We start from the raw sequence: 12,129 nt of genomic DNA, 5'->3' as shown, positions 1-12,129 counted from the left end.
TTTCAACGTGTATCGTTTAACAGCGGTGCACGTTGAAAGCTAAGTTAAGCACATTTTATCTTATTTTTATCAATTCCCGAAGCGTTTACTGCTGGCGGCTTTTTCTGTATCGCCTAAATCCTCCTAGACCCGCTAGGATAACAATAAATAGAAGTAGTACTCTAATGATGATCGGATTATTTTGGATTGCATCCTTGACGACCTCGTAAATGGCCTCACTTTTTGAAATTGGTTTCGCTGCTTTTTCGGATACTGCTGTCGATTTGCCCGAGGTATTGCTGGCATCTTCTACAGGTGCTGGTTTTTTTACCGTGTTTGTTTGCATGGGTGCTGGGTTCGACGCTGTAACCGATTTGTCTGTTATCGGTGCAGTATTAGGGCTGTTCGATGCTACTAACGTACCAGAAACAGATGGATTTACTCCAATTGGATTGCTATTGCCCTTTAGATTGTTATTACCTGTTGGATTGTTGTCTCCAGTTGGATTATCATTTCCAGTTGGATTGTTACCACCAGTTGGATTATCATTTCCAGTTGAATTGTTACCACCAGGTGGATTATCATTTCCAGTTGAATCGTTACCACCAGTTGAATTATCATTTCCATTTGGATTGTTACCACCAGTTGAATTATCATTTCCAGTTGGATTGTTACCACCAGTTGGATTATCGCTAGAAGTATTGTTGTCGCCGATACCGGCATGGTCGCCCGAGCCGACAATTGGGCTTCCGTTTGTGGCGATGCCCTTATCGACTTCGCCGAAACTGTTGTTGCCTGAGATGTCCAGCCCGCTTAGGCCCTGTGCGGCACTGCCCATAATGCCGCCGACGTTGATATAATCTGGGTTAATCGGACTCGGAATCCCATAATAGCTATCATCCACGGCATTGGGGTCAACCGTGCTGATTACCTTTCCAGAGTTGGTGGAGTCCGTAATCTTTATGCTCGTGTCGCCATAGATGCTCCATGAGGGGCCTGCAACGCCGACGATACCGCCTAGGTTATTCGCCGTGCCCGTGACGACACCGGAGTTTTGACAGCCTTCGACATTCACGGTGATGTCAATTGCACCACCGAGTATTCCGCCGGCGGCGTTCATATAAGGCGGATTGTATATTCCCGTCCCACCCGACGATGTATGAGCTATTGAGATGACTTTTCCTGTGTTGCTGCAGTTGATGAAGTTGACGGTTCCATCCATGCCTGAGGTTTCCCCGGCGATGCCGCCGATTGTTAATTCGCCGGTGATATTGCCTGAGTTTACGCAGTTAATAATATCCGAATCGCCGTTGATATTGCCGACAATGCCGCCGATATAGCCACGTTTGCCTCCCGTGATATTGCCGCTGTTCGTGCAGTTCGAAATGGTACTGTTCGTCGCCATATACGCAATACCGCCGTTCATGCCGTCGGTTGAGTTGATATCCGCTTTGTTGTGGCAATTTTCGATGAGGCCGTTACTGATTGTATTGGCGATACCTCCGCCGCCGACAGGCCCAGTAAAGTTAAGCGAGCCGTCAACAGTCAGGTTTTTAATCGTAGCGCCTTCGCAGCCGCCGAAGAGCGAGGAATTTTTGATAGTCACTGTATATCCCGCGCCATCGAACGTGCCGGCGTAATAAGTATAAACTGGGCCGTCGATTCTTGCTATTCCCGAGAATTGCGCCGACGGCACTTTGGACATATCAATGTTGTTCACAAGACGGCCGTTAATCTTGTTTTGCGTGCCTGATTCGACATTATTGTTTACGGTCTGGGAGAACCAGAGGATGTCGCCCACCGTTGACAGCAAATAAGTCCCGTCCGCGTCGGTAAGAGGCGGCTCCGAATTGTAGATGTATATACCGGGCGAACTTGAACTTACTTTCGTAAGAGAGAAGCTATCGGGGTTGGAGACACTGTTTGCGTTGGAATTCCCGCTACCATCCGTAAAGGTCGTATTGTCTAGCCCATCGCCAATGTCCGAATTGATCGAGCCGGTCTTAATATAGTAATTGCCCGTATAAACCGCCGGAGCCGCTGTGTCCTTGCCGACAATCCCTCCTGCATTCAGCTTGGAGTCCGCTGCGGTGACGCTGCCGAGATTGAAGTTAGCTGCGATGGACGAGTCGGAGGAGTCGTTTTTGCCGACAATTCCGCCGGCAGAAGCATCCGAACCGGTGACCGCGGCGTTATTGTACGATTGCAAAACACTTGTGCCAGTGCCGTAAATGGCACCGACGATGCCGCCGGTACTGCCGCCGGAACCGCTGACCGCGCCGGTGTTGAATACGGTGTTGAACGTCGTGCCTGTGGCCTGCCCGGCGACGCCGCCGGTATTGCCGACGCCGCTGACTGCACCGCCGCCGCTCCATAGTTTACCGACTGGGTCGTAGACGCCGTTGCCGCTTTCCTTGATAATGCCGTTTTTAATGGAACCGACGATACTCCCTGTGTTGGTTCCGCCGCTGATATTGCCATTATTGTAGCAATGGTACATCTGCCGGTTAGAGTCGGTGGTCTGACCCGTCCCGTCAAACGTGCCCGCGATGCCGCCGACGTTGACGTTACTGCCTTGTGCCGCCGTGACGAAAATACTGCCATTGTATATTGTTTTGCTGTAAGCGCCACCGCCATAGTTCGAGAATCCGACGATGCCGCCGATATTCGCTCCCTCAGAGGCTGTGCCGGATATCGACACGCTGCTTGTGATTGTCGGGGTGATGCTACTACCGGTGGATACGCCCACAAGACCTCCGACGTTGGTGCCTCCGAAGGCGCCGGTAATGGTACCTGCCACCGATACACCGGTAAGAACACCTCCGCTACCCAAGTAGTTGACCAAACCGCCGACGTCCGAGCCTCCGTCCGTTACCACGCGGGCAATTTTGATCGTGTGATTCCCGCCTGAAATCGTTCCTACAAACGGATGCTCCTTCGTGCCGATACCGGCGAAGGCCGTTCCTGTCATGTCAATATCGTTTTTTATAGTAGCGTTGATAGCGGTATAGCCCAAAGTATTGACCGCGTCCGCAAACGTCAGCACGTCGGCCGGAGTGCTTAAGTTGTAAGAACCGGCTTTGCCGGAGACGGAAGACATGGTAAGGCTGGTGATTGCCCTCGTCAGCGTTATACTTCCGTCCGTAGATCCAGCGATAGCAATGGTCCCGAGGCTTTCCTGAGCTGATACCATGTTAGCGTTATCAACGTCTATCGTCGTCAGACCATCGCCCGTGGCTTTCGCGCATATGGACGGATCGGTGAACAGCACCATACAGGGTGAAACGGTGACCTTACGCGTACCCTCGCTGTCGGAAGGCAGTATTTTGAACACCAGCTTGAGATCAAGCATCTCACTCTTTTTAATAATAGGGGTCACTCCGTCCGATTCGACCCATATCGTCGCGCCATAAAATGGTTGACTATTTAAAGCCAAAACGATGACATTCAACTTTCCCTCCAAAATTCCGGCGTTGGCCGCTTCAGTCGCGACAGGATCCAATTGTAAATCCGATGCAAGGTTTTTATTGCTATAATACATGATTCTTGTTTCAAATCCGTACACGTCCTTATCGGTGGGTGCCGTAATCTTTGCAGTGACCGTAGTGGACTGTTCCTTGCCGCCAACATTGGCGGTAGGCGTGTCAAACACCACGCTGGCGGAAAATAAAGTATGCAGATTGGCGGAGGAACCGCTGAGTAAAGCGATCAAGGCCTTGCCCGCCGCTACTGCGTCACAGATTTTGGTATAGGTGTCAAGTTCTGCGCTGGTTTCACCTGGATCCGTGAACAGCACCAGCTGGTTTTCCAAACTGCCGACGTTGACAGTAAGGTCTTCCGTCGCCGACTTCGCCGTGCCGACTACCTTAAACTTCAAGATAAGAGTAAGCGGTGTGCCGGCGGTGATAACCTTCGTTTGCTCCACCGGATCACAGGCAAAACTCACATATCCGTCTATCGGGGTATCCACCGTCAGACCGCTTATCCCGCTGTTTGCGTCTTGAGTGGCAGTTAGATCCGGCATTATCTTGCCGTAAGACGTATTGATACCGGAAGGGTCTTTAAACGTTGCCTTAAAGCCGTACGCGTCCACTTCCGAGTTGATCGTCGCCTCGACTGTAAGCGTGTCGCCGATTTTACCGGAATCCGGGCCGACCACCGCAAGTGTAAAGTTTGGGGCCGGCAAAGTCTTCGTTTTCGCAGTAATACTGCCCAATTCTTTACCATCGATGTCCAAAGCCTTGACGGTAAACGTATAATCTGTGCCGGCAGTTAAACCAGTGACATTGTACTCCGAGTCAGTTTTTGTGCAAGTAGCTATCTTTGTAATATCATTAAACACTTCATAAGTGTTTATATCTGGATTAGCCGATTGTGGCCAGTTTAATGTCAGAGTAGTTGATTTAATATTCTTGACACTAAGCCTCCATGAAGATGCCGCTTGAACGGTGACGGCGCAATTCGCCGTAAATCCCCCGTCAGCTGTAGTGACAGTAATGGTTGCTGTACCTGCCGCCATTGCGGTGACAGTACCGGTTGCATCGACTGTGGCTACGGCTGTGTTGTCCGAAGCCCATGTGACACCTTTATTCGCGGTATCCGCCGGAGCTACCGTAGCTGTAAGCTGGATGGTGCCGCCGACATTAATAGAAGTACTGGTCATATCCAATGTGACGCCTGTAATATCTGATGAAGGTGTCGAAGATGCCGCTTGAACGGTGACGGCGCAATTCGCCGTAAATCCCCCGTCAGCTGTAGTGACAGTAATGTTTGCTGTACCTGCCGCTATTGCGGTGACAGTACCGGTTGCATCAACTGTGGCTACGGCTGTGTTGTCCGAAGCCCATGTGACACCTTTATTCGCGGTATCCGCCGGAGCTACCGTAGCTGTAAGCTGGCTGGTGCCACCGACATCAATAAAAGCGCTGGTCCTATCTAATGTGACGCCTGTAATATCTGATGAAGGTGCCACATTAGAACCGCTGGTCGTATCTAATGAAGGTGCCAATGCTTTAGTCTTGAACAAGATTTCATACGCATTGGTTGTTAATGTAACAGGTGTTTGGTCCGCCGTGATACCTGAACTTACTTTTACTTTATAAGAAGTGCTAGGTTCCAATTTTGTTGTTGGAGAAACAAAAAGGCTTCCATTAAGACTCTTATTCATAGTAACATTACTAGCTACACTGCTTTCTGTCGCATCGTCATTTACTTTTACCAGTGTTATTAGACCTTTGTTGTTAGTATAGTTGCTATATTGATCTGACTTACCAAGGATATTTTCATTGAATGCAATTTGAAAATTAGGTAAGAGGTCTACTCCATTTCCGTCTGCACCATTGAATTGACTAGCAGGATATGAAGCATTATTAGGTATTCCTGCTTTCAATTCCCTACTAGCATTATAATTGCCACTCGAAGAACTATAGTCAGAATTAGACGCATCACTTAAATAAACACCTATTAATGATGCATTATTAATAGTGCTACCTCCCACAACCGACGTATCATCCGGATATGAATAAGGCGGTGCTGTATCCGCCCAAACCTGTGCGGTATTACTGAAAAGCATTACAAATATAAGTAGAAATGTAAAAAGTCGAGCACTATATCGTCTAATGTTTCTTCCCACATTGGGAATAATACTTTTACACATAAGACTTCCCCCCATTTTTCTTATGATTTACCATAAATTAATAATATTAAATTCATTCGAAATCTATAAGATCAATACGTATTTCTTTATTAATTAAATACATATTAATTATATTTTGATTGGGCCACAAAAATCTTGTAATTACTACCATCGTTGATATATTTATAAACAGAGTTCTTTGCATCAGATGGAGTTTTGACTCCACCTGATGCTTAGAAATCGTTATCCAGGCGCGTAGCAGTGCTTATCCCCCACTTTGATAGAAAAGCAGATATCTCAAATCTTTGATTTGATGATAGTCGCTTTCGCTGTGTGCAATGGGGGTGTTAGCAATGGTAGCGATCGGATAAACTCTCAACAAATCACAGCTATAGAAGCTTGTACATAAAAATTGGTTTGAAAATAAAGCATCACGTTTCAAAAATACAAAAAATTTAAAAAGACAAATATGCTCTCTTTTTTACTTTTGTTTCAATTTGTATCCCTCCCTAAAAGATATAACTTAGTACAAAAATAAACATACAAGGATATTTTTGTACTAAATTATATCACGTGCCATAACAGTACAATTTTGTAATTATATTATATCATATAACATGACATAACAGTACAATTTTGTAATTACATAACATGACATAACATGACATAGTAATACAATTTTGTAATTTATATTTTCTACATATGAAGGGTTGGGGTACCTGTAGTAATGGAACAGAAAGTTACAACTTGATCTGTGCTTGGATTAGGAAGTGGTGACATTATTTCTCATATTGAATCAGTTGTAACTGATCATAAAAAAATGTATAGTATACATGAGGAGATAAGAAATAGATATTCTGATAAAAAATAAACAATGGGTTTATTTCGAAATGAGTAAATTGCAGAGAAATTTAAAGTCAGTATGATTGGCAATTTTCATAAACTGTGACCATTTAACAACTTAGCAAGTAATTATTTTACAGTATGAAGAGAGGGAGGTGCAGACTTAAAGTTGGACTCCCTTAGAGTTCCGAAAGGAGCTTCTGAAAGATGTATTCTCAAGAAAAAGTTAATATCGCATTGAAACTATATCATCAATGCAGATCTGTAACAAAAACTGTGCAGACATTAGGGTATCCTACAAAAAAAGCCTTATACGACTGGGTTCATGATGAGCGCAATCCTAAAAAACAAAGAAAGATACTTGAACTCACCAATACTAAAACTCATCCACGAAATCCACCAGTTGAAGTAAAAATGGATGCATTACATCGTTGCTTTGAATTGTGAGAAAGTATAAAATCAGTATCAGAAGATATTGGTTATACTAGGGCTAGCATTTATGCTTGGCGGAAAAAGTATCTTCGGAAAGGTACGATTGCATTGATGAATGATAAAAATATCCAACCAGAAACTTTAGAAGAAGGTTCAGTTGCATCCAACGCTAAACAAGAAAACATCTTATCTAAACCAGATAAATATGCCCAATTACGTAACCATATAAGCAAAATATTCACAGGAAATAAAGGGTGCTATGGTTACCGTCGTATTTATGGTATGTTAGCAAAAGAAGGCTGTACAGTTTCAGTAAAAATTGTTAGATGAATATTGAAGCAAGGAAATACCAGTTTCAGTCCTAAAGATGCGCTCCATCACATTACGGATATTTGCTTCCGAATAATTGCTTTCGTCCGCATTTACAAGATAATCAGCTTCTATCAAAATCTGATAATCCATTCCTACGATATCTTTCAGCGTGTGATGATGCTCAACCAAAAAGATTACACGTTCAATGAATTCATCGGAATAACCGGAGCCCTTAAGAAACTCTTTGGCTAAAATTGCACCTTCCGTTTCTTGATACTTACCGTTGGTATTCCCGTATTTTTCGCGGCATAGTGGGCAGGCAATATCATGTATAATAGCGGCCACTTCAAGCACGGCTTGTGTTTTGCTGTCCAGCTGCTCACATTCTCCAATGGTTTTTTACATAAGCATATACTTTCATAAAATGATTGATGTCATGAAGATTTCCGTTGGAATATTTAATCATCCTTGTTGCAATTTGTGAAACAGTCATGTGTTAATTTCCTCCATTATTACAATTTTCAGTATATCGGCTGGCTGCTAAATTCTTGTTTGTCAATATTATAACACGTGTTTATACAGTTTTCCACCGCCCTTTTCCGAGTATTGACCAATCAGTTGTAAGTCTTAATTGTAAAAGTAAAATAGACCCTTATCCACAAATCAGTCTAATCTACTTATGTAAATTTTAAAAATGAAAATAAAGATACAGCTGTAGTTCAAATGGATACTGTAGAAGGTAAAAAAGGAGGAAAAGTTTTGCTTACAATTCATTTTGTCGATACGTCTTTTATGATTATGCCGCTCAGAGATGCCAATGATTCAAAAAGTGTTACTGAATGTTTTAGGATAATTTACAATTCTGTTGGTTCCCAATATTTCAAAAAGCTATTTCCTGTTATATTGACAGACAACGGGAGTGAATTTTCAGATCCTGAAAATATAGAACACATTTTGCAATTTTAATAAAAAGTCTATTTTACTTTTGCAATTCACCGGTTATAAATCTTTCTTAGCTTCTTCTAAAAAACTTTTATCTATCCATTTGTCAATACTGAAATCTTTTTTTATAAATCCTTTTTTGAGTAAGAAATCTTTCTGGGATCTTAAATTGTCTATATTTTCTTTTGAAAAGCAAGGTTCAAATTTATAGTTAAAGTTTTTCTCCCTGCTTACAAGTATTTCTCCAATACTTGTGCCATACTGTCCTCTAGCACATATTTCTACAACTTCATCTTTGTTATTTTTCGCCCATTTAGCTGCACGCAATATTTCCTTCATATAAATAACTACCAGATCTCTGTTATTTTCGCTAAATTCTTCATTAACCGTTATTACAGAAGGGTATACATTGTTTACCTTCAACAGATTCGTCTTTGATATATCTATGAGAACCCTTGCAAGTCCCTTGTCCTCAATTTCATATACTAGAGCTCCATGTGCAAAAAACGCATCAATTTCCCCTTTGTTTAAAGCTTCAATCTCCTCCTTGTGTTGAAGTACAGTATTTCTGGGCTTATGGAACTCAAAAATAAACTTGCCGTCATTTCCAACGCTTTTGGCCTTATTTTTTTCTTCAATATGAAGATTTATAAAATTTACCTCTGACTTGTCTATTCCATAGGAATTCAATACAGTCTCATATCCTCTTAGAACCATTGCTTTCCAAAAATCTACCCTTTGTACGTTGAAATTCGGAATGGATAATTTCTTGCCCTTTAGCTGTTTTACGTCTGTGATATGAGAGTCATTTCTTACCAAAATCGCATGTGATTGATTTATAGATGTCATACCTATCAGTTTTGTTTTATTTCCAATGGACTGAGCCCAAATTGGAGGTATATTTCCTCCTTCTCTAAACACAAGAGGTGCTTGCTGAGTATAGTGCTTTATATGTTCTTTTTTCTCCATGTTCTGAAGGAGCACTAAATCTGCGCCAGCCTCATCATAAGCTCTTTTTAACCACCCTTTTTGCAGAGCAATCTCCGAGGCGCTCCCAATAGGACATCTTGTAACCACTACTTTTCTTTTACTCATACTATCTCACCTCACTCCCAATATAATGATGTCTCCAGCCGGATCTCATCTTCATTCTTTAATTTTGTCAGTAAAAGCCCTGATATTTTTTAGCGGGGTTGATGTACTGAGGCCGCAGGCTGGAGCGATAACATCTATTTTATCCTCTACAAGTTTTTTCGTCCCAATTTTAATTTTATCAATGGGTCCATCATTTAGAAGAAAGGTACTCAGATTACCCATGGTTTTGATTCCCGGAAACTCCTTTTTCAGCTTGAAAAGACTTACCACCGCATCGGTGCTTATTAAATCCGCTCCAATTTCGGGTAGAAGATGTCTTACAGGTTTTACATCCCCACAAATGTGAAGTATGGTCTTTGCACCTAAATCATGAGCTTTTAAAACCACTTGTGGCATATACCTTACCACATATTTCTCAAACATCTTAGGCCCAAGAATCTCACCTGTAGCAGTAGGATCCGCAAAGGCAATAACATCAGCTCCATTTTCAACAGCAAGAGTTATAAAACCTTTTAAAAATTCTACTACATACTCAAGCACCTTGCAGCTGTTTTCAGAATCTTTCCTGAGATCTTTAAAAAATGCCATGGGCTTAACTATAGATGAAGCATAACTTATGGGACCAGTAAGGGTAACTATTACAGGAATATCAGGATGTTCCCGGGATAATTTTCTGGCTGCCTTCACAACTACTGGAACCCTTCCCCTTTTCAAAAGTTCACCAATGTCTTCAAATATTACACTTTTACTGTCTGGGAACCTTTCTTTTACAATCTTGGGTTCACATTCTATATCTCCAAAATCAACCTTGCTGCCATTACTTTCAGCCTCTACAGTCATACAAAATGGTATACCAAAATTTTCAAATCCTGTCTGATTTTGAATTTGAAATGCCAGATCAGCCATCAATTCGGAATCACAATGGGCTTCCGGCAAACTCACTCCACTGTTTTTTATAACATCCACAATAGCGGAATTCATCATTCCTCCAGGACATATAACCGGAGGCCTGTCAACTTCTTTTCCATTTATTGCAGCCCTAAGTCTTTCTTTAGGTGTAAACATATTATATCTCCTCCTTCAACGGTGCTGGAAATGCCATATCTTCCATAAAAAGTCTATCGTATCCTTTATAAACAGAAAGTTCAAAATATTTAGTCTTATCCAGAACAAGCTCAGCTTTAGCCTTATATTCTTTATTTAAAAGACATTTTACTGCTCCCATCTTTGATGTATTTCCTACAAAAACTACTTTTTCTGCAAATTCCACCGGCATGAGGCCAATTTGTATAATACTCTTCAAACTGAGGTGCTTCCCGAATGCCCCGGCAATATACACTTTATCAACTTTTTCATATCCTATATTTATTTCTTTAAATAAAACATGAATTGCAGACAGAATAGCTCCTTTGGCAAGTTGGACCTGTCTTATGTCTTTTTGTGTTATATACACACTGTCATCTTTGATTAAAGAAAATCTCTTTTCCCCATTGGCTTTTAAACTGGATTTATACTCCTCACTTATTTTTCTTGAAAATCTCCCATTTAACTCAATAATGGAGTTTTTTATAAATTGTGAAATTACATCTATAATTCCACTTCCACATATACTTTTAGGATATGTATCTCCAATGACTTTTAAATCTATACTGCCCTTTTCAATTTTAATCTTTTCTACCGCTCCATCTATGGCTATACTGCCGCAGCTTATATTCATTCCTTCAAGAGCTGGTCCTGCAGCACAGGAGCATGCCACCATTCCATCCTTAGAGCCAAATACTATTTCTCCATTGGTTCCTATATCCACCAAAAGACTTGGAGTTTTACTTTCAGATATTTTTGTAGCAATTACACCTGAAACAATATCCGCTCCCACATAGCTGGAAACACTGGGCATAATATATACAATACCGAAATCTGAAATCTTATTAAGCTTGAGAGAAGAAGCCTTCACTTCAAATCCCTTTCTAAAAACAGATGTATAAGGCGAAACAGCTATGGACTGAGGTTTGACTCCAAGAAACAGATGAAGCATAGTGCTGTTGGCAGCTACAACTACTTCATATATTTTCTTCGGAGAAATTCCTGATTTTTCTGCCGCCTGTAATATTAAGTTGTTTATCTGATTCACTATAAGTTCCTGGAGCTGGAATAAATTTTCTTCATTCTCCACATACTGTATTCTGGATATTACGTCTTGTCCATAAATACGCTGCGAATTTGCCGCCGCTGCAGTTCCAATTTCTTTTCCTGTATTTATATCCAATATGGAAACCACCACCGTAGTTGTTCCTATATCTACAGCCACGCCGTAGATTTTTCCTGATGTATCTCCAGTTTCTACACCTATTATATGATTATTGTACAATATTGCAGTTAACTTGTATTCCTCCTCTACGGCCTCTGGAAGATTCCTTATTATATCCAAATTAAAATTTTTATCAATGTCATATCCCACGGTATCTGAAAAACGCTTTAACAAAGTACGGTTATCGTCAAGTTTTGGCCTGGGCAGCTCAGTATAAGCTTTTGTTATGGATGGATTGATGCCAATGTCAACTTTCATTCCTGTTTCAAGAACCTGTATATCTTCCTGCTTCTCATAACTATTAGATATATCAACCTCCAGCTCTCCTGATATCCTAATACCACAAGCTAATCTTACACCATTGTCCAGCAAGGTCTCAGGTATAAATTTTCTTTCATTATCTGTAGGAGGTAATATATGCCTGCTTTTTATTTTTACTCTGCATTTTCCACAGATGCCCTTACCGTTACAGGGATTATTTATGATAATATTATTTTTTAAAGCTAGCTGAAGCAAATTTTCTCCTGGATCTGCATAAACTACTTTTTCTATGGGTTCAAATAGAATTTTAATTTTGTCCATT

At 41.5% G+C, this 12,129-nt stretch carries 7 protein-coding genes and 1 pseudogene; 3 read left to right on the top strand and 5 right to left on the bottom strand.

From position 1 onward, the window contains the following. Positions 1-85 precede the first annotated feature (85 nt). On the bottom strand, positions 86-5,635 hold the full coding sequence (locus ACYUJ6_RS04370; RefSeq protein WP_461844634.1) for a beta strand repeat-containing protein: 5,550 nt from the start codon (positions 5,633-5,635) through the stop codon (positions 86-88). 1,029 nt (positions 5,636-6,664) lie between these two features. On the opposite strand from ACYUJ6_RS04370, the gene ACYUJ6_RS04365 reads away from it, so the two are divergent. Both ACYUJ6_RS04365 and ACYUJ6_RS04360 read left to right on the top strand, forming a co-directional pair. Continuing rightward, positions 6,665-6,904: a hypothetical protein gene (locus ACYUJ6_RS04365; RefSeq protein ID WP_461844633.1), complete on the top strand. Its 240-nt coding sequence runs from the start codon at positions 6,665-6,667 to the stop codon at positions 6,902-6,904. Positions 6,905-7,000: 96 nt separating this feature from the next. Next, on the top strand, positions 7,001-7,219 hold the full coding sequence (locus tag ACYUJ6_RS04360; protein ID WP_461844632.1) for an IS3 family transposase: 219 nt from the start codon (positions 7,001-7,003) through the stop codon (positions 7,217-7,219). On the opposite strand, the gene ACYUJ6_RS04355 is transcribed toward ACYUJ6_RS04360, so the two are convergent. After that, positions 7,199-7,555 carry an HD domain-containing protein gene (locus tag ACYUJ6_RS04355; RefSeq protein WP_461844631.1) on the bottom strand — a complete coding sequence of 119 codons (357 nt, stop codon included), beginning with the start codon at positions 7,553-7,555 and terminating at the stop codon, positions 7,199-7,201. The two genes, ACYUJ6_RS04360 and ACYUJ6_RS04355, sit on opposite strands and share 21 nt — an antisense overlap. Positions 7,556-7,888: 333 nt before the next feature. On the opposite strand from ACYUJ6_RS04355, the pseudogene ACYUJ6_RS04350 reads away from it, so the two are divergent. After that, a pseudogene (locus ACYUJ6_RS04350) lies at positions 7,889-8,152 on the top strand (IS30 family transposase); the annotation flags it as partial. A 48-nt stretch (positions 8,153-8,200) separates the two neighbouring features. Here ACYUJ6_RS04350 and ACYUJ6_RS04345 read toward each other — a convergent pair. The 3 genes from ACYUJ6_RS04345 to ACYUJ6_RS04335 are packed head-to-tail and all read right to left on the bottom strand — an operon-like array spanning position 8,201 to position 12,128. Further along, entirely contained in the window at positions 8,201-9,238 is a 1,038-nt protein-coding gene (locus ACYUJ6_RS04345) for an ABC transporter substrate-binding protein (protein WP_461844630.1), read from the bottom strand. Positions 9,239-9,289: 51 nt separating this feature from the next. Further along, a complete protein-coding gene (locus ACYUJ6_RS04340; RefSeq protein WP_461844629.1) occupies positions 9,290-10,303 on the bottom strand; it encodes an MtaA/CmuA family methyltransferase in 1,014 nt (337 codons plus the stop codon). A gap of 1 nt (position 10,304) precedes the next feature. After that, positions 10,305-12,128, bottom strand: a complete 1,824-nt coding sequence (locus ACYUJ6_RS04335) for an ASKHA domain-containing protein (RefSeq protein ID WP_461844628.1) — start codon at positions 12,126-12,128, stop codon at positions 10,305-10,307. Position 12,129: the final 1 nt, after the last annotated feature.

The sequence above is a fragment of the Clostridium sp. JNZ X4-2 genome, assembly GCF_054889485.1.
The sequence above is the reverse complement of the archived record's forward strand: the minus strand, read 5'-3'. Positions and strand labels throughout refer to the sequence as shown.